We start from the raw sequence: 22,154 nt of genomic DNA, 5'->3' as shown, positions 1-22,154 counted from the left end.
TACCGGAACCTCCGAAGGCAGTGGACAGAACTGACAGTCTTCAGTTCCAATTTGTACATCAGGTCCATGTTCTGGATCACACGACGAGCTTAGCGTCTCTCCGAAAGAACTGATCGCGTCATGCAATAGGAGCTGAGCCCAGATGCCCGACAGCAGCACCGAAACAGCCGAAGCCGCCAGCGTTCATTCGACGCTCCAGACAGGCTTGAAGAAGCGCCACCTGACCATGCTTTCCATGGGTGGTGTCATCGGCGCCGGTTTCTTCGTCGGGCTGAGCGGAATCATCAACCAGGCCGGCCCCGGCGCAGTCATCACTTGCGCGATCTGCGGCATCATCGTGTTCCTGGTGATGCGCATGCTCGGTGAAATGGCCGTCGCCAAGCCGTGTACGGGATCATTCACCGAGTACGCGCGAATGGCGTTGGGCGACTGGGCGGGTTTCACCACGGGCTGGCTCTACTGGTATTTCTGGGTGATCGTCGTCGGCATCGAATCCGTCGTCGGAGCTACCCTGCTCTCCCGGTGGATCCATGGTGTACCGCTCTGGCTCATGTCAGCAGCACTCCTGTTGGTGATGACCGGGGTCAACCTTCTCTCCGTCAGCAACTTCGGTGAGGCCGAATACTGGTTTGCAGGTATCAAGGTCGCCGTCATCATCGGCTTCATCGTGCTCGGCAGTCTGTTCGTCTTCGGCATCTGGCCCGGCAGTGAAGTCGATTTCAGTAATCTGACCGGCCACGGAGGATTTCTGCCGAACGGCTTCACCCCCGTGCTGGTGGGCGTTGTCGCCGTGATCTTCTCCATGACCGGAGCCGAGCTGGTCACAATCGCCGCAGCGGAATCCGCCGAACCGGCCGGAGCGATCAGACGAGCCACGAACACCGTCGTCTTCCGCATTCTCGCGTTCTTCGTTGTCGCCACTTTCCTCCTCGTGACGATGCTGCCGTGGGATTCGTTCGTCGTCGGCGATTCTCCGTTCATCTCCGCACTCGACCTGCTCGGAATTCCCGGCGCCGCCGACATTCTCAATCTCGTGGTTCTGGTCGCTGTGCTGTCCTGCCTCAACTCCGGCCTGTACACGGCGTCACGGATGCTCTTCGCGCTCTCCGTCTACAACGACGCGCCGGCATGGATGACACGGACCAACAGTCGCGGCGTGCCCGTGAAGGGCGTACTCGCCTGCACCGTGGCCGGGTATTTCTGTATCGCGGCCGGTTACATCTGGCCAGACACGATCTTCCTGTTCCTCGTGAATTCGTCCGGCGCAATCTGTTTGTTCGTTTACATCCTGATCTGTGTATCCGAACTACGCCTCCGACGCCGATGGGAACGCGAAAGCCCCGAGATTCTGAAATTCCGTGTCTGGTTGTATCCCGGCCTACCGATAGTGGTCACCGGCCTGATTCTCGTGATCCTGGTGGGAATGGGTCTCAACGAACCGACGCGCGCGGAGTTCGTCCAAAGCCTGGTCGCACTGGGAGTCATCCTCGTCGCTTACAGCGTGAGAAGGTCTCGTACGCGAAAAGTCGTATCGTTTGCGACCGCCTCGAACAACGCACACAGCAGTTCGAAGAAGGCTTGAAACAAGCATCGAGTAAGCGCTCGACTCGATAAGAGAACCTCTGCCCCGAAAAAAAATCGAACCGGTGGAACCGGTCGAACACAGATTTTCTCTTTACCTAATTTCAAGGCAAAATAGACAGCATGCCGAGCCCTGTCATCGCCCCCGAAGGGCACAGTTCTTGGCAAACACTTCACGAATGGTTCAACGAACCACACGACTACGAGTGGATAAAGCACCAGAGATCCGGCCGAGCAATCATTCCGATCTTCCGAACCTTGCTCGGAATGATGACGATCATCTTCGGACTCTCCGCGTTCTACAAATTGATCGGCCCGGATACGCCGCCGACCACTCCCGGCAAAGCTCTTTCGATTTTCATGATCTGCACGTGTGTGGGAATCGCCGCATGCTGGTTCACACAACCATTTCCCGGACGCCGGGGGTTGCTTGCATTCGGGATATTCGCAGATCTCGGGATCGCGGCCGCAGTCCTTCTGGTGCCGGATCGCTCGTCCGCGACGTTCGGTTGCACCGTCTTCGCAGTCACCGGAACCTTTGCGACTCTTTTTGTCAGCGCAAGGTGGCTTGTCGCTCATGTCGTTTGGTCGACGACCATCACGACTACCGTTTTTGTTCTTGCCTATCTAGAAGGCGACGTCGATATCACGACGCTTCTGGCCCGTGGCACCGTTCTTTTCGGAGCTGTCACACTCGTTCCCATTTTTGCGCACCTGACCTGGCGCACTCTCTACCGCGATGCCCAGTATTCGGACCGCGATCCCCTCACTGGCCTGTTCAACCGTCGGGGACTGGAGGGGGCAGTCGGCGATCTCTTCGAGAGCACCCGAGACGATTCTTCGTCTCTCGCTTTCGTCGTCGTCGATATCGACAAATTCAAGACGGTGAATGATCTTCACGGTCATGCCGAAGGCGATCATGTCATCAGAAGAACCGCGAACCGATTGAGCACACATCTCGGCGAACACGGAATCATCGCTCGTACGGGCGGAGAAGAATATCTGGCTGTCATTGCCGGTGATCCCGAATCGACAATCCTGTTGATCGAAGGGATAAACGCGGCACTGTCGGATTGTTCCGACGCGATCCCCACAACGGTGAGCGTCGGAGCTGTGATGATGACCGCCGAATCGAAGGCGTGGAGCGGCGGTGCTTCCGCAATCCTGGCGGCGACAAACGTCGCGGATTCGATGATGTATCAAGCGAAAGCGGCAGGCGGTAATACGATCCGCTCGGCTCAGCTCTGATTCACAGCCACGTAAGTGGGTGGACGCTGCGCCCGGTTTCCGTGTCCGTGGCGGCAAGATACACATCGACGCGCTCAGCGGTCAGAGCCTTGCTGATGTGATAACCCTGGACCAGGTCACACCCGACCCACTGAACGCGGCGGAACTGCTCGATGGTCTCGACGCCCTCGGCCAACGATTTCATACCAAGGGCCGCGGCCAATTCGACGATGGACTTCACCACGGACATCTTCGGATCGTCCGAGTCGGTGACCAGCATGCGATCGATCTTGAGAACGTCGATTGGAAGTCTCTGGAGCGTGGCGAAGGAAGAATAGCCGGTCCCGAAATCGTCGAGTGCGACGGTAACCCCGAGCTCACGCAGCTTGTAGAGATCCCGGATCGCGCGATCGTCCACAACACCTGTCTCGGTGATTTCGAGCTGCAGCAGATGCGGAGCCAAGCCCGAATCCGTCAGAGCTTTCTTCACCATCGCACCGAACTCTCGCGACACCAACTGCACTGGTGAAACGTTGACCGAGACGCCGATTCCGGTCGGCCACCCCGCAGCAGCCGCGGTCGCCATCGCCATTGCCTGCGCACCGAGGGGAATGATCATTCCGGTTTCCTCCGCCACCGAGATGAACTGGCTGGGCCCGATGAGGCCGCGGCTGGGATGGTTCCACCGCAGAAGAGCCTCGAAGGCCACCACTTCACCGGTCTGAGTATCGACTTGAGGCTGATAGTGGAGATCGAACTGCCCTTCCTCGATCCCTCTGTCCAGCTCGTGGAGCGCAGTCGCCCGCGCCGATGCCCTCGCCCGCAGCAGCGGTGAGAACTTGCCTACTCGATTGCGCCCCGTCGACTTCGCTTCGTACAGAGCCAGATCCGCCAGCATCACCAATCCGTCGGCGTCTGTTGAATCCTCGGGCGCGCTGGAGTAACCGATCGTGGCCCGCACTTCTATTCGATTGCCTTCGACGAAGAATGGTTCGTGCAGCACTTCCAGGTACCGATCGAAGATCACTCCGGGATCGTCGCGCGACGACGTGCAGACGATCAGCCCGAATTCGTCGCCGCCCATCCGCGAGCACATGTCCGAACCTACGACCTTGCGCAGGCGTTTCGTGACTTCGAGAAGTAATTGGTCCCCGATCGGATGTCCAAGGGTGTCGTTGACCGATTTGAAATTGTCGAGGTCGAGAATCCCGACGAGAACCTGCTTGTCCGGCGCCCGAGAATTGATCGCTTCCTCGAGCGCCACACCGAACGCACGACGGTTCGGCAACCCGGTCAACGAGTCGGTGGCCGCAAGCCGAAGGATCTCCTGCTCGTGGACATACCTCTCCGTGATGTCGGAACCGACACCGCGCCAACCCAGAATCACGCCGGATTCGAGGACCCGTGGATTACCGGAAAGAGACCACCAGCGCCGCCTACCGTCGACATGCACCGGCACGACGGTGTCCCGGAAGGGGGCACTCGATTCGAGTTTGTCGATCATCTGGGCCGCGGCCGCACGTCCCTCCGGACTCGACGCGATCTGGAGTCTGGTGAGGAGTTGCCCGAAGGTGAGTTGCTGCAACTCGTCCACCGTCATACCTGCGACCTCGGCGAGACGTGCCGAGGTGTGGGAGAACCGGCCGTTGGTGTCGCACTCCCACAGCCAGTCGCGGGAACCGCCCTCGAAACCGTCGAGCAACAACGCCACCGTCTGACGCTCGGATTCCGCCTGAAACTCTGCGAGACAACGTCTCTGGAACGAGGCCGACAGATAGACCGCCCCTACGGTGAGCGCAAACATGTAGATGCACAACTGAATCGCAAGTACGCGAAAGTGGGGTTCGGCGTGGACGATGAGAACAGTGAAGACGCCGAGGCCGTGAATGTAGATCCAGGTCAGGCTCACCGATCTCAAACTGGAGAACGTCACGGTCCCGGCGCCCATGATTCCTGCCATCGTCGCGATCAGAACCAAGTCACGGAAGACGTCCATGTCGTGAAAGAGCAGGGCAAAGAGTGCGACGTCGAGGGTCGCGACAACGATCACTTCGACGAGCAGACCCACGTAGTCGTAGCGCGGTGTGTGCTTCGACGGTCGCCAGCGAAGCGGTATCCATACTCGAATCGAATTCGCGAGGACAAGAAAGATGAGGGCGCCGCCCAACCACCTGAGCGTCTGACGTCCGGGCGGGACGGTGTAGGTCAGAATCACGACCAAACTCGCCATGTACGCAAGATTGGCGAACGGCGCGACGGCCGCAGCCTCGTCGATCTGACGGCGAAACAGGCTGTTGCAGTCGGTCTCCGAAGCAGGATCTTGCCGACTCAATCGACTCAATCGACTCAGACGGTTCATCAGTGAGGCATCCCGACACCAGCGCAGGCGCCATCAGCGGGCGTCGAATCCGCTCGCCTGGCCATCCGAACCTCCCCTGGCTCCCCACCGAACCCTTATCCGGTGAAACGTCAGTGTTTCAGACTCGCTGCTTGTTTCCTTCACAACGGTAGCCATCTGACGAATCGATTGTGCGCAGATCACTATATCCAGAGGTCGTTCCGTCGATCGTCCAGGTCGATCCGCGATTGCTGATTCTTAGCTCGAACCACGTTTGTGGCCGACCGCGACGCGGGGGATTCGAGCGGTCGGGAACAACGCGGCGATTGCGAGCAGCGCTGCCACGGCAAAAGCGACACGCAACGCGTCCAGCCTGGCTTCTTCGTTCACGTCCACGATCGCATCCGCCGTGGACTCGGCGACGCCGGCGTCATTGAGAGCGGATCGGAGTTGCGTCGTCGACAGGAACGGCACGCCCGAGGCCATGTCGGTGCTCGCTTGCTGCTGCACCGATGTCGGAACCGCCGGATTGTCTTCGATTCCGGCGATCGCCGACGTCGTGAGAGTGGCAATGAGAACCGATCCGATCAGGGCAGTTCCCAAGGATGCGCCGAGGTTGGTGGCGGTGTTCTGCAACCCGCCGACCTCGGTACTGCGCTCGTCCGGGACCGAGGACACCGTGACGGCTCCGAGCTGCGAAGACAGGCACCCCAAGCCGAAACCCATGAACAGCATGGGAATCATCACGATCGCCGCATTGGCGCCGGGGTCCATGCCTGCCACGAGCATCAGAATGCCGACGACCATGACCAACAATCCGACTCGGACCACGCGTCGAGGGTTCGCGGTAGGCCGTAGCTTCGGAATACCGATCGCCGCCACGACGAGCGCCGCCGACAACGGCAGGATGCGAATTCCGGTCTCGAGAGCGCTGAGCTCCAGAACTACGGACAAGAACAAAGGAACCGCGAAGAACACGCCCGCCTGCACCAGAAACTGCGCGAAGAACATCGACAGCCCGCCACTGAGTTCGCGGTTTCGCAGCATCGCCGGATCAAGCAACGGCTCCTTCCCCGCAGCGGCCAGTCGACCTTCCCAGCGTAGGAATCCGTAAACGACAAGGAGCCCGACGATCAGTAGCCACACCACCGGAGACAACCCCACCAGCTGCGGCCCGCCAGGTTTGGCCTGTACCCAACCCCACTCGCTCGAACGCAGCACACCGAAGACGATCATGCCCAGTCCCACCACGGACAGGATCGAACCGAAGTAGTCGAGGCGCGACTTCGACGGTGGGACGTCGACCACCTTGCTGAGCACCAGCAAGATCAGGACGACGATCACGACTTCGCCGACGAACACGTAACGCCACGACGCAAATGTCGTCGCCGCGCCGCCGATCAGCGGCCCCACTGCCACGGCTATCGCGCCTGCTGCAGCGACGAGGCCGTAGGCCGCCGGACGCTTCTCCGCCGGGAAGTTGGTGGCGACGAGCGCAACGATCGCGGGCATGATGAGCGCCGCGCCGACGCCTTCGAGGAACGACCAACCGATCAACAGGACCACGAGATTCGGAGCGAGCGCAGTCGTCAGAGAACCAGCGCCGTAGATGACCAAGCCGAGTGCGAAGGCTCGGCGACGGCCCATCATCGAACCGACTTTGCTACCCGTGATCATCAGAGTCGCCATGACCAGGGTGTACAGCGTGATCGCGGTTTGAATGCCGGTGATGCTCGTGCCGACGTCCTCGGCGACGGTCGCCATCGAAACATTCATGACCGAGCTGTCCAGGGTCATCAGGAACTGGCTGCTCGCCAACACCGTGAGAACCAGCCCCGAACCCGCCTGCGTAGTCGAACCAGCAACCTGTCCGTCACCCATCGTGCGGGTGTACCCGGTGCTCAGGTCTTCGAAGCAGACCGGTCAGTGCTGTTCGAGGCTGTTTGAATCAGTGCCGTCCGAGTCAGCGCTGTTCGAGTGCGAGTTGATCCGCCCAGGCCGACACGTCGCCGCGTTCCAGAGCGACCGCGAGCAGTTCCGGAAACTTGTCCGGCGTGCACGCAAACGCCGGAATCCCGAGGGCGCTCAGCGCCGCTGCATTGTCGTGATCGAACGATGGAGCGCCGTCGTCCGAGAGCGCCAGCAGAACCACAACCTGAACGCCGGCATTCTTCATGGCCGCCATGCGTCGCAGCATCTCGTTCCGAATACCGCCCTCGTAGAGGTCCGAGATCAGAACAAACATCGACTCGGCAGGACGCGAGATCAGCGACTGGCTGTACGCGATTGCGCGGTTGATGTCCGTGCCCCCACCAAGTTGGGTCCCGAACAGGACGTCGACGGGGTCGGACAGTTTGTCCGTCAGATCGACGACGGCGGTGTCGAAAACCACGAGCGAAGTCTTCAGCGCTTGCATCGACGCCAACACCGCGCCGAACACGGACGCGTAGACGACGCTGGACGCCATCGAACCCGATTGGTCGATCGCCAGGACCACGTCGCGCTGCACAGATTTCGACTTGCGGCCGTATCCGACGAGCCGCTCGGGGACGACGGTTCGATACTCCGGCAGGTAGTGCGACAGATTTGCTCGGATGGTTCGGTCCCAGTCGATGTCACGCAACTTCGGATTCGACGTTCTGGCCGAACGATTGAGTGCCCCGGTCACCGCGGCCTTCGTTTTCTGCGCGATTCGCTCTTCGACTTCCCGAACCACCTTCCCGACGACCATTCGAGCAGTTGCCTTGCTGGCCTCCGGCATGACCTGGTTGAGGCTCAGCAGCGTCCCGACCAGATGAACATCGGGCTCGACGGCATCGAGCAGTTCCGGTTCGAGCAGCAACTGCGCCAAACCCAGTCGGTCGATCGCGTCCTTCTGCATCACCTGCACCACCGTGCTGGGAAAGTACGTTCGGATATCGCCGAGCCATCTGGCGACGGACGGCGCCGACGCCCCCAATCCGGCGGAGCGGCGGCGCCCCTTGGTCGGGCCGGACGAGTCGTAGAGCGCTGCGAGAGCTGCATCCATTCGACTGTCGCCCGGTTGGCCCAGCCCTCCCGTCGATTCTTCGGCGGATTCCCCGAGCATCAATCTCCAGCGCCGAAGGCGCTGATCGTCGTCGCTCATACGCGCGCTCCCAGTATCTCGGCAACGACCGCCATTGCCGCTCGGCCGCGTCGAGTATCGGTCTCCACTGTCGTCTCGACGCGTCGTCCACCTCTGACCGCCTGACCGATCGCTCGACGCTCCCCTGCCTCGAAGGCTCCGAACGTGCGTCGAAGCAACGGAAGCGTGTCGATGAAGTCCTGCTCACGAAGTTGGCGGACCCACGTGTCGATCAGCGTGAGCAACGCTCGATCGTGAACGAGCACAAGCCCTCCGCCGCCGAGAAACCCGTCGACCCACCCGGCTTTGGCGGTCGGCGCGCTGCCCACGGACAGGGCCCGAGACAAGCGCTGGGCTGCAGCGGTTTCCGTGATCGAACCGCTGTCGCGCAGTAGCCGCACCATCCGTCCGACGAGTAAACCGTTGACGTCGTCACGGTCGATCACGCCGGCCATCGCCTGCAGCCACCGTGCGCTCGCATCGCGATCGTCACGGACCATGACTGCCGAGTGAACCTTGTCGAGGTGATCGCGAAACTCCTCGGCGCTGGGATCGTCCAGTCCGGTGACGGCGACTGCGAGGCCGGTGCAGATCCGGATCAACAAGCTGTCGGCGACGTCGATCAACGCCGTCACATCGGTTCCGCGCACATCGCCGTATCGCAGCGTTCGGGTCAGCGTCGGTAGCGCCGCCATCAGATGTGACACGTCATGGTCTAGTGCCGCAACTGTTTTCACACTCTCCAAAACCGCAGACAAAGCTGCCGGGAGGTTTGCGAGCAGTGAGCTCTCCAGTAGTCCGATCAGTGACGCGAGAGTGATGTCCGGCTCGTTGATCTTCGAGACGACACGTGATGCCGCCGCTGCGGCCACCGTCGTACCCCACAGCGACGCCTCGATCACCGAGACCGAGAATTCGGGCTTCCATTGCAGCGCCCAAGTCTCTCGGAAAGTTCCGGTGGAACGGACCTCACTGTCGGCCGGGGTTCCCCAATCGATCTCGAGGATCCCCAGTCGGTGCAGGAACTGGGAACGCTCGACGTCGATATCGCGTCGCAGGTCCAGATCGAGATTCTTGGCTCCCGCTTGTTGTTTGAGCCGCAAAGTCTTCGAACGTGCTCGCAGGTCTGCTTCGAGCGGAACCGTCGGAGTTTCTTCGGGCACCGTGCCCAGGGCTTCGCCCACAACGAGTCTTCGTGTGATCAGATCCAGAAGAACGTCGTTTCCGTCGCACATCACCGACCTCGTAGCCTCGGTAACTTCCGACAATCCGGCCAGCGGGCGAGAACGCAGTGCAGCCAACGTATCTGCCAATCGGACAGCTTCGATGACGTGAGCACTCGAGATGGGAAGGTCCTCGTCCCTGAGCACCCTCGCAACTTTGGTGAGCCACCGCGTGATCGTCTTGTCGTTCGCGGTGAACAGATGGTGATACCAGCCCGGCGAGGTGATTCCGGCTCCGTAACCCGATGCCGACGCCAGGCGTGAATGTGTCCAGGGAACCCAGGTCAGCGAGGTCTTGACCTTGGACATCCCCTTGAGAATGCGGGCGTCGGGAGCCGCAGGCCCCAGGGCTCCGACCAACGCCGGCGCGTGCCAAGCTCCGCAGACGACCGCTACCCGCTCGGCGCCATCCTTCAACGTCTTTCGCAGCACCTGCCGCATATACGCTTCGCGATGCGCTGTCTCCTCGTCGATCGGCACTGTCTCACGCAGCGCCTCCATCGCCTCGGTGATCGCATCGAAAGAATCTGCGCCCGAGCTTGATTCGATCACCGAATCCCACCAGCGTTCGGTGTCGTCGAAACCCGCGGCCGCGGCCAGTTCAGACAGAGGATCGCCCTCGCGGACAGTACGAATCCCCTGATCCGCCAACCCGTTGAACGCGGGCAGATCGCAGAACCTTGCCTGCACACCGTTCTTCGCAGCCCACTGCAGCGCTTGCCATTCAGGTGAGAACACCGCAAACGGCCAGAAGGCCGCCTTCGACGGTTCGCCAGTGGCGTACGCGAGCAACGCAATCGGCGGTTCCATCGACTCCGATGCCGCCAGCATCACCAACGGGTCTGCATCCGAAGGACCTTCGATCAGGACCACGTCGGGGGAAAACTCGTCCAGGCCCTGCCGAACCGAACGAGCAGATCCCGGGCCGTGGTGACGGATACCGAAGACCCGGACACGCAGGTCCGGAATCACGATGGTCACCCGGTGACCTCGCGGCACGCCCGGTAGAAGTCGGACCACTCGCCGCGTTCACGCACTACTGCCTCGAGGTACTCGTTCCACACAACCTTGTCTGCGACCGGATCCTTGATCACCGAACCCAGGATTCCGGCAGCGACGTCGGATGCCCGCAGTACGCCGTCCCCGAAATGCGCAGACAACGCCAAACCGTTGGTGACCACCGAGATCGCCTCCGCCGTCGACAGAGTTCCGGACGGGGACTTCAACTTGGTGCGGCCGTCGGTGGTCGTGCCTGATCGCAGTTCCCGGAACACGGTGACGACCCGGCGAATTTCCTCGGCTGCTGCGGGGGTTGTCGGCAATTCCAGTGCTGCGCCCAACTGTTCGACTCGGCGTGCCACGATAGCCACCTCGTCCTCCTCGCTGGCCGGCAACGGGAGAACAACTGTGTTGAACCGTCGACGCAGTGCGGACGACAGATCGTTGACACCGCGATCGCGATCGTTGGCGGTAGCGATCAGATTGAAGCCCTTGGCTGCCTGCACCTCGATGCCCAGTTCCGGCACCGGCAACGTCTTCTCGGAGAGAATGGTGATGAGGGCGTCCTGCACGTCGGCCGGAATACGCGTCAACTCTTCGACACGGGCGATCTTCCCGGTTTCCATCGCGGTCATCACAGGTGACGGCACCAGCGCACCGGCGGTCGGCCCCTCCGAGAGAAGGCGTGCGTAGTTCCAGCCGTAGCGGATAGCTTCCTCGGGCGTACCCGACGTGCCTTGAACCAGGAGCGTCGACGCACCCGAGATTGCAGCCGAAAGGTGTTCGGAGACCCAGGTCTTGGCTGTACCCGGCACGCCCAACAGCAGTAGCGCCCGGTCGGTGGCAAGAGTTGCGACGGCCACTTCCATCAACCGCCGTGGACCGACGTACTTCGGTGAAATGACCGTTCCGTCGTCGAGAGTGCCACCCAACAGATACGTCACCACGGCCCAGGGCGACAAGTTCCACGACGGTGGACGCGGGCGGGTGTCCTGCGCGGCCAGTGCTTCGAGTTCGAGTGCGTACTCCTGCTCTGCGTGGGGCCGCATCAGCATTGCCGGTTCTGTGGTGGGCACGGTTGCGCTGTCAGTCATGTGAGCTCCTCGAGCAGGGTCTTGCGGTGGGTGATGGCGCTGGCAGTTCTGGCGAAGGTCTGCCGCCAGTCCGGGTCACGTGCACGTTCCGCAGCCCGATCGAGCAAAGTTACTGCGCTGTAGGGAAATCGACTCTCGGCTAGGCGTAGCGATGCGCTGTATTTGTAGCGCGAGAATTCGCCGGCCTTGGCGCCCCCATCGGCACGTCTGGCCGCAACTCGTTCCCACTGGGCCACGACTGCCCGGGTGATGTCGTCTGGCCATGGACCTGGCAGAGCGTCGTAGATCGCTGCCCGGCCCGGGTGCAGAACATTGGCGTCGCCGTTTCCAGACCTCAACAGGTCAGCCAACGCCTTGGCCGGCACCAACGGGAGTAGGCGTCGATCGGTTGCCGTGCCGCGTATGCGAAAGAGTTCCAGCGCCCATTCCGCATTGTTCTGCGCGACTGCAGCGGTGGACCAAGCGTCGTGAAGGATCGGCTCCCAGCCTTCGTCAACGCTCATCCCCATGACCTTGCCGGGTTCACCGATCATGTTGTTCCACAGAGACAACGGTGCAGAACTGATCGCCTGACGCACATACTCGGCACGATAGTCGGTGTGTGGATTCGGCCGATCTTCGATGCCGTCTCGCCTCGACGCCGCATCGACTTCCTCAGGCGGCAGGATGACCAACGTGGATCGAAGCAGTTTCCGCTCCACCCGCGCCCATTTCTGAACCCGCGCAGCCATTCGCTCCCCGAACTCCGATTCGGGAATACGTCCGAGCACCTCCGCTGCTGCGCGTCGCACGTCCTTGCGACGGTCGTCGAGGGCTTCCTCCAACAATGGTTGATCGTCGGCGCTCGATCCGATTGCCAGAGTCGAGACAAATGCAGCCTTCTGTTCGCCCCGCTCGGTGCCCCACGATTTTCTGAGTTCGGCCAGTGCCAGCGCGGGATCTGTTCGGCGAGTGTCTATCAGCCACTGCGTGCGCTGGGACGAACTTCCGTGACGCCAGACATCCGGATCTGCATCCCTGGTTCGGACGAGCTTGCTCCACTCGGGGTTTTGCGCGGCTAGCCATCGGCCACGCTCGCCGACGATCTGCAGGATGCTCTCCCGGTGAGCTTCGCTCGCACGTGCAAAGGAAAGCAACTCGGCGACCAGATGATCAGGCGCACGGTAGTTGCGCTCCAACGCGACTGCGAACCACTCGTCGAGCAAGGTCGCCTTGGCCGCGAGCATCGACAGCAGGTGCGCCGATGAGGATTCCGGCAGCGTGAATCGCACATCGTCTGGAGCAGGTATCGGCACGGCCGCCGTGGTGGAGCCCGCACCGCCACGGCGGTACGCCCTCTCCAACGCTGCTGCTGCCAGAAGCATCTCGGCAGGATCGCCGTCGAGTTCGCGGGCATGGCCTCGCACTTCGGCCGGCAGCTCCTCGAATGTTGTTGAGGTTCTGGCAGTCCCGAGCAGAGCAGCCGAGATCAAAGTGCTCACAGCACGATCACCTGCCCTCCCGTGAAAACCGAGATCGGAGTAAGAGCCAGCGCATTCCACGTTCCGCAGACCGTGACCGGGTAACCGCCGGAAATACCGAGCAACTTCCACAGAAGATCCGAATCACCTTCTGCCCGAAGCGCTGTGCCCGATTCGTCGACGAGAAACCAGGAACCGTCGACGAACGACGGGACCACCGAACTGATCACTGCCGGCCACGAGCGCAACCAGGGATCTGCGGCGAGGGCATCGGTAAACTGCTGCAACGCAGCGTCGATGCTTCCGAACGGCATGGTTGTGAAGGGCTCCGGTTCACCGTGCGTTGCCCCCATCCGCGCCCGCAATGCCGCGGCACCGGGATAGAAATGAACATCGGCATTGAGCAGAAACCCGACTGGCGGCGTTTCGGTGGCAAAATTGGGTGACCCGTGGGAGAAGTCGAGCAGCATGGCCCACCGTTTCGAATTCCTGCCGAGCATCCACACGGTTCGGGTGAACAGTCGCTTCTCCTCGGTGATCCCGGAACCGAGAATCATCCAGTTCTCTTTCACCGGAATCGATTCCATCACACTCTCGGTTGAGACGGGATAGCCGACGTGCGCTTTCACCGAATGGGCAAGATCTTCCGGCAACTCGGACAGCTTCTGATGCGCAGCGACCAGCAGGTGCAACCGAGCCAACTCGTCGAGGACCTTCTCGGGCCAGTTCTCCGTAGACGCAACGATTCCCGCCAATGCTCGAAGCATGCCTGCAATACCGGGCGCCTGAGCATCCACCATGCGAGCGGCTACCGCGTCGAAGCCCGCCCAGGACGTGTCCATCGCTGCCAGACCACTGCGGATCTGATCGGTGATCCACAGGTCCAATTCGACGAGCCCGCCCGCAACGCGGTCGGCGCGCTTCTGCGCTGTCGCCGGGTCGGGAGACTTCTTGGGAGCCTCGTCACCGCTTTCGCCGGTGTTCTCGGCCTTCTCCTCGCGGCGCGACAACCACTCTGCCGCGAAGTCGGCCGGCTCGTCCGCCGACGGCACACGCCCTTCCGACCATTCCACCAGCAGCCCCAGAGCATGTTTGCACGGAAACTTTCGACTGGGGCACGAGCACTTGTATGCAGGGCCCCGCAGGTCAACCACTGCTTGATACGGCTTCGAGCCACTGCCCTGACACAGCCCCCAGAGCACGAGACCGCTACTGCCGGTATGGCTCCACGAACCAGCCAACTTGCGCGCAGCGGCCAGCGATGCGGCGTCGGGAGCTACCGACGCCACCTGCCCAGCTGTCCACGGCGAAGTCACTCAACCACAGTATGACAACCCGCTGACATCGCAGAGTCAGGCCGATTCTTTAGTGAATTAGCTCTTGACTCGAACGCATGTTCGAGTATGATTCGGGGAGGGGATCGGGGGATTCAATGAGTATCAACACATCATCTGACATCGTTTGTGGTTCTGCGGTGGGTTTGCGCGGACGTCTGTGGCGGTTGTCTGCTTCTGAGTTGCGTGCGGTTGCGGTGTCGGCGAGTGCGGAGGTTCTGCGTCTCGAGGCTGTTCGGGTGGCGGTGGTCGACGAACTCTCGATGCGTCCCGATGATCAGGTGATTGCCAGCCGCGGGGTGGGGTGCTGGTTGGCGGCAAACACGATGCTGCAGGTTCGGGACGGGAAGAAGATCGCCGCCCTCGGTGCAGCGCTACGGCCGTTTCCGGCGGTGACTGCCCGGTTCGATGTCGGGGACTGCTCCTTCGATCACGCGGTGTTGATCGTGGCGTTCTGCGAATCACCACCAAAGGGCATGCCGGACGAAGCGCTCCCTCGCTGTATCGACTTGTTGTTGGCTGCCGCTTCCGGAGTGGAGGCCACGACCACGAAGGTACGGAACGTGATCGCGACCTTGGAGCGAGTGTTCGAATCCGATGAGATTCCGCCCGCCGAGGATGTGGATCGGAACGAGTTGCGGATCGCGTCGACGTTGAACGGTCGGGTGGTGGTGCGCGGGGATTTCGATGCTCTCACCGGAGAAATGCTGCTATCGGCGTTGTCGAATCTGACGATGCCCACCCCGGCACCCGATGGAACCCCGGACGCCCGGTCGGCAGCGAAACGCACGGCGGACGGGTTCACCGAACTGATCCGCCGCTACCTGGACTGCGCCAAGACTGGCACGGACGGTGGTCAGCGTCCGCACGTGAATGTGCACATCCATGCTCGTGATTTGGCGGAGCATCGGGACTGCGCCGCCGCGCCCTCGCCCGATGGTGGTGGTGGTGGAGCGACTGTATCGGATCTCGATGTCGGGCACATGCCCTGGCTCGGACCACTCTCGGTCTCGCAGACCAGGCTTCTCGGCTGCGACTGTTTCCTGTCCACCGTGCTGCTCGACGACCACGGGGCGCCGCTCGATGCGAAACCCGGAAAGCGATTAGTGTCCGCGGAGCAGCGAGTGGCGTTGATCGCCCGAGACAAAGGCTGCGCGTTCCCCGGCTGCACGTGTGTACCGGCCTGGACCGACGCGCACCACATCCGGCACTGGGCCAACGGCGGCCCGACGGTGATGAACAACCTTGTCCTACTGTGCCGTTCACATCATCGATTGATGCACCGAAAAACCGGATTCGTCGGGAAATGGGAAATCCGCATCGGCGTCGACAACAAACCCTGGTTCATCCCACCACCCTCGATCGACCCCGGCCAGCACCCACGGCCCGCGAACACCACCTTCAAAACCTGAGAAGAACCTCAGGCACAACAGAACACGGCCAGGCTCCGCATCGGACATCAAACCCCGATACGGAGCCCACAGGCCGTGTCGCGTCCATGACTCACGAGGTTTTAGCGGGGCGCAGAACCGATCTACCCAACAACTCACAAACCTGCAGGGCCAGAGCGAGATCCAACTTGTCTCGACCGGCAGCGACTGGATCTCCGAGCGCCTTGTTGATGCGATACTTCACCGTATTCCGGTGCAGATTCATGTGATTGGCAGTGTGCAGATGGCTTTCTCCGTGGGCGAAGTACACACTCAACGTCGTCCGCAAGGATGCAGCAGAAGGCGTATCGTCCGCCAACGGGCCTAGCACCTCCCAGACCCATGACTTCGTAGAATCGATGTTCTCGGACAGAAGTGAAACCACAGCGACGCCGCGGTCCCCGAAGCTCACCACCGGCCGTTGCGGCGTATCCGGCACGGCAGCAACCGAATAGGCGGCGGTTGCCTGTTCGTGAGATCGCTTGAAACCTTCGACCCCTGTCCCTGGCAGTCCGATTGCCACCCGCGCCCCGCCGTCCAACGGCACTGCCGCCGCGAGAACCTCCGGATCCGGCGCGGGCACCCGGCGACCGAACGGCAGCCACGCCCACACCGTGCGTCGATCGATGGCAGTGATGATCGGCGGCTTGTCCGCTCCCGCCGCTGCGCCGAGATCACGTACGAGTCGATCGAGCGTGTTGATACCCATGACGTCCGCATCCCACGTCGACCAGACCACCAGGGCGACGTGGTTCTGACCGAGGCGGTATCCGGTCTCCGCTTCGAAAGCAGCGGTATCTGCGTTGGTGCCGGACAGGAGGGCGTGGATCGCGGCCGAATGGAGGTTTCCCTGCGCTGCCATCCATCGACTGCGTTCCCGCTCGTAGGCGTCGAAGACGTAGAGCGTGATCCAGTCGATATAGCTGTAGACCACATCCGAAGTGTGTTTCAGGACAGCCAAAGTGAGTCGCGCCGGAATATCCAGCGTGCTGATCTCGTCGTGACAGATCCGCATCAGATCGCCTTGGCCCATGTGGTAGGCCCGAACGAGGGAATTGGACGGAACGTCCCGCTGCGCCAGACGCAGAGCGTATTCCACTGCGGCAGTAGTCGGTTGGAGATGATCGATCGGAATGTCATTGGCCAGTACGTGGATGATCGTCGTGATGTTTCCCTGCACGCTGGCCTCGAGCATTTCGAGCAATTTGGCGTCTGCATCCAATTGGTCGATTTCGTGAGCCATCATGAAGGCCATCTCACGCGCAATGTCGGCACTGCGCTCGTCGAGTCGTCGGGCCAACTCGGCAACCACCGCAAGCACTTCCGGCTCCGCGGCTGCAGGCACTCGGGCGAGGCGCCGCATCGCGCCGGCGCCTCGCTCCTTGTGCGATGGACTACTCACAGAACTTCCGCACCCTTTCGTCGCAGGTACTTCAGAGCCGATTCGGCCGCGTTGTACCCGCACATTCCATGTGCTCCGGCACCCGGCGGGGTCGAGGCCGAGCACAGGTAAGTGCCCGCGATCCCCGTGCTGTACGGATCGACTGCCACGCGCGGACGCAAGACAACCTGCAGTTCGGTGTTGGCACCTCCGATGATGTCGCCGCCTACCTGATTCGGATTGTCTTGTGCCAGGTCAGCTGTACCACTGCTCGTTGTCGCGACGATCTGATCCCGGAATCCTGGCGCAAACCTCTCGATCTGACGAATGATCGCCTCTGTAGCGTCGCCGGCATATCCGTGTGGCACGTGCGCATAGGCGTACAGCGGATGAACGTTCCCGGCGGATCGGGTGGAATCAGCCAGGTATTGCTGACCGAGGAGCACGAACGGCCGGTCCGGCATGCGGCCTGAATTCGTCTCACGCTCAGCGGCCACGATTTCGTCGAAACCACCTGCCAGATGGACAGTTCCGGCCCGAGCGCAATCCGGATTGGTCCACGGCACATGACCTTCGATCGCAAAATCGACCTTGAACGCTCCGGGAGCCTGCTTGAACTTTCGATAGGCTCTCGCCACTCGGCCAGGGAGTCGATCGCCCAGTATTTCGAGCGCACCCCCCGGATTGACATCCAGCAGAACAACATCGGCGTCCGGAATCTCGGAGGCCGTGCGAACCCGAATGCCGGTGTCGATCTTGCCGCCGTGATCGAGGAGCATCGCGGACATGGCGTCGGTGATCGAACGCGAACCTCCCTCGGCAACCGGCCAACCGTAGCGGTGACCAGCAGCAGTGATCATCAATCCCACCGCCGAGGTGGCCGGACGGTTGAGTGGATAGAAGGCGTGCGCGGCAACCCCGCCGAACAGCGCCTTCCCTTTGTCGGTCTTCCACAACTTCGCGGTCACGGTTGCCGGAAGCAGCGCTCGCGGACCGAAACCTGCGAGCCGCAGCGGATGCCGCGGGACATTGACGATCGGGCGCATCAGGTCGGACGCCAATGCATCGAATCCCGTCGACAAGTCACCGAACATCCGTTGCCATCGAGGTCCGTCCGCGCCGAGTCCCGCCGCCGTCTGCTCCAGCGAGCGGTACAGAACACCGGCGTCCCCGTTGTCGAGCGGATGCGCGCAGTCCACCTCTGCCCATCTCCAGATCAGCCCGTATCGCTCGAGGTCCAGCTTGGACAGGTACGGCGAGCCGATACCCATCGGGTGAAATGCCGAGCAGTGATCGTGAATCAACCCCGGCACGTCGATCGGACCGGAGCGGGTGCCTCCGCCGATCTGGTCGGCGGCCTCGAGCACCTGCACGTCCACACCGCTACGTGCGAGGTGTACCGCGGCAGCGAGCCCATTGGGCCCGCTGCCGACGACTACGGCCTTTGTCACTTACTCACCTCTTGCTCGCTACCGCTGACCCTCGTACGCATCTTCGGTTCGGAGACCACCTGCGGATCTGTTGCCGCGCGGTCGGCCCGTACGTCCAGTGTCCACTGAACGTCGAACGGAATGGGCCCGTTCGGCAACCACGGTTGTTCGGCAACTGCGTCGGCGACCTTGAAAGTACCCCGTTCGATGACGCCGAGAGCTGCGTCGATCACCTGGTACTCCTGCGTTCCCTTGTGGATGGGCTGCGATTCGATCCAGGTCACCAGGAACTCGCCGGGCGCGAAATTGCAGCGACGCTGAATGGCGGCGATCAACTTCGCGTCGTGCAGGTGCCCGTCACCGAAGTTGAAGGCGACGATGGAGTTGCACATGAACTCGGCTTCCCGCAGCGAGTACGTGTTGATGTCGTCGCCGAGGTGCCTGATCATCAGTGAGAACAGTGCACGCCCCTGGCTGTGCATGGAACGCCAACCCAACAGCTGATGCAGAACGACATCGGACACATCTTCGGGGTACATCGTCATCAACTGATTACGCGTATCCGGCGACGGACGCTTGATGTACTGGTCGATCTTTGCTTCGGCGCCCGGCGCGAATGCCCACGTCGCAGATGCCCAGTTGCCGGCGTACTGACGCATCGACGGCAGGAACGACACCAGATCGGGTCGAAGGTTTCCGAGAATGGGGAAGAAGGCAAGGGCTGCAATAATTCCCGCTGTGATCCAGGGTGAAGACATGGCGCCGAGGCCGTAGCCGTCCCACGCCGGGAAGCCCAGGAACAGGAAGACCGAGGCGTAAGCGAACAGAAGATTCCATTCCAGCGGAACGGCCAGCGGGAAGGTCGACGCGATGAAGAGATGGAATCCGACCATGAGGATCACGGCGAGGATGGTGAGTGTCTTGTTCGTCGAGAACAGCAGTATCAACGGGGTGACGATTTCGACCATCGTTCCGGCCACGTGTGCGACCCCGCCGCCGAGGTGCGAGGGCCGCAGATCCTCCGGGAAATTCCGGTAGTGCGCACGCTTGATCTTCTTCGACGGGATCCACGGCGTATTGCTGAGCATCGGGGGGACCACCAGCGAGAAGTGACGGCCGAACTTCGAGACACCGGCACCGATCCACACCATGACGATCAGCAGTTTGAGCGCCAGAATCATGTCGACGAAGGGCAGGAACGTGAAGAAGAAGATCGCCGGCAGGTACTGCTCACTACGGGCAGCGATGAAGGGCACCTTGTCCCGCAACCCGAGAATCACCATGAGCACGAGGAAGGAGTACAAGACCGTCGGGCGTACCAGTCCGGCATTGTCGGCGATTGCCGAATCGATTCCTGCGGTGTGAATGCCGGGAAGAACCGCGGCAACAAGAAGATTGGCGACTACGGCGACGTAGATGAAGACGTCGAACACCGTGCGGGTGTCACCCGAGGTGAGCGGCACCTTGCCCGGCCACGGTGGAAGGCGAATCGTGCCGGGGCGGATCCAGTAGAGAACTCCACCGGTCATCGGTTTGAAGTGGCCGGCCAATGGACCCCAAGACCCTGCCAGGCCCAGGATTTCGAGCATCATGGTCCAGATGATGAGTTTCTGGTAGACGATCGGCTGGTTCCACCATGATCCGATGTCGAACCACGAGAGGCCGGAAGTCAAAGTGGCAACGGCTGTTCCAGCTGCCAGGTAGAGGAACAACAGTTTCATGATGTAGACGGTGTGGACCATCTTCGGTGTACCGAAGCCGTAATCCACCCAGTGCGTGGACATGTCACGCAGACGCTCGAGAAACGGCTTGTCCATGAAGGTTGCCGGATCGACGGGAGGGAAGTTTCCTTCTTTGAATCCCATGATGTGCTCCTGAAATACGGAATGTGGGCATGACGGATCGACTCGACGCACGTCGTCGAGTTGTGCTGGTATTACGGGGAAGGGACTAGTGAGCGGGAGTTGCGCTCAGAGCTCGTCTCATTCCGGGTTTGTCGATCTTGCCCACCGGGTTTCGGGGAAGCGTATCGACGACGTAGATCGCCACTGGCACCTTTACTCGGGTGAGCAAGGCCGTGACATGTTCGAGCAGTTCGCCTTCGGTGACGGGCGCGTCGGGGTAGGCAACGACATAGGCAACTGGCACCTCTCCGTAGACCTGGTGCGGAGCGCCGATGACGGCGGCCTCGAGCACGGAAGGATGTGTGGCGAGCGAATTTTCGATCTCCTTGGGGTAGATGTTCTCGCCCCCACGGATGATCATGTCCTTGATGCGATCGACCAGGGTCAGGTAGCCGTCTTCGTCGAGGACCCCGACGTCGCCGGTATGCAACCAACCATCCTTGACGGTCTTCGCGGTCTCCTCCGGCTTGCCCAGATAGCCACGCATCACGTTGCCGCCCTTGATGACCACCTCTCCGGCAGTTCCGACGGGAGCAAAGGTTCCGTCCTCGGCAAGAATGGCAATCTGCTGGCCGGGCAACGCCGGGCCGACCGTACCCAGTTTGCGCAGGCCCTCCACAGGATTACAGGCCGACGCACAGGTCCCCTCGGTGAGTCCGTAACCCTCCACGATCACGAAACCGAAACGCTGCTCCGCGCGTTCGAGGAGTTCCTTGCTGATCGGCGCCGCACCGCACACGGCAAACCTCAAGGATGACGTGTTGATCGAGGCGTCTTCCGGCTGCGAGGTCAGCATCGCGTAGATTGCCGGCACCGCCGAGAAATACGTGGGGCGAAGCCGCGCAACGTCGTCGAAGAATCTCGAAACCGAGAACTTCCCGGTGACACTCACCTGTCCGCCGACAAGCAAGGGCGTCAGGACGCTGACGCAGATCGCGTTGACATGGAACAACGGCAGAATCAGCAGGCAGTGATCCGCGCCGGTAACACCGATGTTCTTGCCCATCGACGAAGCCATGAACTGCAGGTTGGAATGCGTGAGCATCACTCCCTTGGGCCGTCCAGTGGAGCCGCTGGTGTAGATGAGCAACGCCAGATCGTCTGCTGCAACATCGATTCCGGGTCGGGGATCGGTCGGCGGCACTGTCGCCAGATCGTCGACGGCCAACACCGCACGGCCACCCGAGGGCGCATCGGCAGAGGCGGTGATGACCAACTCGGCCCCGGAGTCCGCGATCTGGTAATCCGCTTCGTTCGCAGTGAACATCGGATTGATGGGCGTAGCTGCAGCACCGATGCGCCAGGCAGCCATGATCGCGATCAGCAACTCGGCGCGATTGGGCAGCATGATCGCTACCACGTCACCGAGTCCGATTCCGAGTCCGGCCAATTGCGCGGCAACAGCTTCCGTACGATCTGCGAACTCTTCATACGTGAGTTCGACGTGGTCGTCCCGTAGGCACGGCTTCTTCCCGTACTTCTCCGCAAGATCCCAAGCCAGATATCCGATGTCCGCCACGAGAGTCAGCACCTTTCATTCGTGTGTGACTCAAAACACTATCGGCGTCCTGTGGCCGAAGAAACGGTCTCAGGGGATCAACTTATCCAGGTTCTTTGTTCCCTGAGCACAACACCGTACGTGCGGTG

At 61.5% G+C, this 22,154-nt stretch carries 14 protein-coding genes; 3 read left to right on the top strand and 11 right to left on the bottom strand.

The genetic code is table 11. The features are described 5' to 3' along the window. Positions 1-142 precede the first annotated feature (142 nt). Together AC2ETI_RS25000 and AC2ETI_RS24995 are read left to right on the top strand one after the other, a co-directional pair. Complete coding sequence (locus AC2ETI_RS25000) at positions 143-1,582, top strand: amino acid permease (RefSeq protein ID WP_021331712.1); 1,440 nt, start codon at positions 143-145, stop codon at positions 1,580-1,582. Positions 1,583-1,704: 122 nt separating this feature from the next. Continuing rightward, entirely contained in the window at positions 1,705-2,829 is a 1,125-nt protein-coding gene (locus tag AC2ETI_RS24995) for a GGDEF domain-containing protein (RefSeq protein ID WP_229756687.1), read from the top strand. Between the two features lies 1 nt (position 2,830). On the opposite strand, the gene AC2ETI_RS24990 is transcribed toward AC2ETI_RS24995, so the two are convergent. The 7 genes from AC2ETI_RS24990 to AC2ETI_RS24960 form a co-directional block, all read right to left on the bottom strand. Next, a complete protein-coding gene (locus AC2ETI_RS24990) occupies positions 2,831-5,167 on the bottom strand; it encodes a putative bifunctional diguanylate cyclase/phosphodiesterase (RefSeq protein ID WP_021331710.1) in 2,337 nt (778 codons plus the stop codon). A 237-nt stretch (positions 5,168-5,404) separates the two neighbouring features. Continuing rightward, the gene (locus AC2ETI_RS24985; protein ID WP_483634553.1) at positions 5,405-7,027 is read right to left on the bottom strand and encodes an MFS transporter; all 1,623 of its coding nucleotides are present in this window, start codon (positions 7,025-7,027) and stop codon (positions 5,405-5,407) included. Between the two features lie 82 nt (positions 7,028-7,109). Continuing rightward, a complete protein-coding gene (locus AC2ETI_RS24980; protein ID WP_046379481.1) occupies positions 7,110-8,273 on the bottom strand; it encodes a VWA domain-containing protein in 1,164 nt (387 codons plus the stop codon). Further along, the gene (locus AC2ETI_RS24975; protein WP_483634552.1) at positions 8,270-10,456 is read right to left on the bottom strand and encodes a DUF5682 family protein; all 2,187 of its coding nucleotides are present in this window, start codon (positions 10,454-10,456) and stop codon (positions 8,270-8,272) included. The genes AC2ETI_RS24980 and AC2ETI_RS24975 overlap by 4 nt, the downstream gene beginning before the upstream one ends. Then, positions 10,453-11,568, bottom strand: a complete 1,116-nt coding sequence (locus AC2ETI_RS24970) for an ATP-binding protein (protein ID WP_019745780.1) — start codon at positions 11,566-11,568, stop codon at positions 10,453-10,455. The genes AC2ETI_RS24975 and AC2ETI_RS24970 overlap by 4 nt, the downstream gene beginning before the upstream one ends. After that, entirely contained in the window at positions 11,565-13,049 is a 1,485-nt protein-coding gene (locus AC2ETI_RS24965; RefSeq protein WP_483634551.1) for a DUF5691 domain-containing protein, read from the bottom strand. The genes AC2ETI_RS24970 and AC2ETI_RS24965 overlap by 4 nt, the downstream gene beginning before the upstream one ends. Then, on the bottom strand, positions 13,046-14,344 hold the full coding sequence (locus AC2ETI_RS24960) for an SWIM zinc finger family protein (protein ID WP_283384253.1): 1,299 nt from the start codon (positions 14,342-14,344) through the stop codon (positions 13,046-13,048). The genes AC2ETI_RS24965 and AC2ETI_RS24960 overlap by 4 nt, the downstream gene beginning before the upstream one ends. Positions 14,345-14,460: 116 nt before the next feature. On the opposite strand from AC2ETI_RS24960, the gene AC2ETI_RS24955 reads away from it, so the two are divergent. Continuing rightward, on the top strand, positions 14,461-15,774 hold the full coding sequence (locus tag AC2ETI_RS24955; protein WP_483634550.1) for an HNH endonuclease signature motif containing protein: 1,314 nt from the start codon (positions 14,461-14,463) through the stop codon (positions 15,772-15,774). A 91-nt stretch (positions 15,775-15,865) separates the two neighbouring features. Here AC2ETI_RS24955 and AC2ETI_RS24950 read toward each other — a convergent pair whose 3' ends face one another. From AC2ETI_RS24950 to AC2ETI_RS24935, 4 genes are all read right to left on the bottom strand, one after another. Then, positions 15,866-17,155, bottom strand: a complete 1,290-nt coding sequence (locus tag AC2ETI_RS24950) for a PucR family transcriptional regulator (RefSeq protein WP_211918581.1) — start codon at positions 17,153-17,155, stop codon at positions 15,866-15,868. Between the two features lie 35 nt (positions 17,156-17,190). Continuing rightward, complete coding sequence (locus AC2ETI_RS24945; RefSeq protein ID WP_483634549.1) at positions 17,191-18,624, bottom strand: phytoene desaturase family protein; 1,434 nt, start codon at positions 18,622-18,624, stop codon at positions 17,191-17,193. Further along, entirely contained in the window at positions 18,621-20,468 is a 1,848-nt protein-coding gene (locus AC2ETI_RS24940) for a DUF3556 domain-containing protein (RefSeq protein ID WP_483634548.1), read from the bottom strand. The genes AC2ETI_RS24945 and AC2ETI_RS24940 overlap by 4 nt, the downstream gene beginning before the upstream one ends. Before the next feature lie 85 nt (positions 20,469-20,553). After that, positions 20,554-22,026 (bottom strand): class I adenylate-forming enzyme family protein, encoded by a 1,473-nt coding sequence (locus AC2ETI_RS24935; RefSeq protein WP_113682890.1) that lies wholly within the window; start codon positions 22,024-22,026, stop codon positions 20,554-20,556. Positions 22,027-22,154: the final 128 nt, after the last annotated feature.

It is taken from the genome of Rhodococcus sp. MurmanLake-1 (genome assembly GCF_056945715.1).
This window is presented reverse-complemented; position numbering and strand designations above follow the sequence as displayed.

Coding starts and splice junctions, on each gene's coding strand:
- AC2ETI_RS24940 (WP_483634548.1), bottom strand. CDS start 20,468: ATGGGATTCAAAGAAGGAAACTTCCCTCCCGTCGATCCGGCAACCTTC.
- AC2ETI_RS24985 (WP_483634553.1), bottom strand. CDS start 7,027: ATGGGTGACGGACAGGTTGCTGGTTCGACTACGCAGGCGGGTTCGGGG.
- AC2ETI_RS24980 (WP_046379481.1), bottom strand. CDS start 8,273: ATGAGCGACGACGATCAGCGCCTTCGGCGCTGGAGATTGATGCTCGGG.
- AC2ETI_RS24995 (WP_229756687.1), top strand. CDS start 1,705: ATGCCGAGCCCTGTCATCGCCCCCGAAGGGCACAGTTCTTGGCAAACA.
- AC2ETI_RS25000 (WP_021331712.1), top strand. CDS start 143: ATGCCCGACAGCAGCACCGAAACAGCCGAAGCCGCCAGCGTTCATTCG.
- AC2ETI_RS24955 (WP_483634550.1), top strand. CDS start 14,461: ATGAGTATCAACACATCATCTGACATCGTTTGTGGTTCTGCGGTGGGT.
- AC2ETI_RS24990 (WP_021331710.1), bottom strand. CDS start 5,167: ATGAACCGTCTGAGTCGATTGAGTCGATTGAGTCGGCAAGATCCTGCT.
- AC2ETI_RS24950 (WP_211918581.1), bottom strand. CDS start 17,155: ATGCGGCGCCTCGCCCGAGTGCCTGCAGCCGCGGAGCCGGAAGTGCTT.
- AC2ETI_RS24970 (WP_019745780.1), bottom strand. CDS start 11,568: ATGACTGACAGCGCAACCGTGCCCACCACAGAACCGGCAATGCTGATG.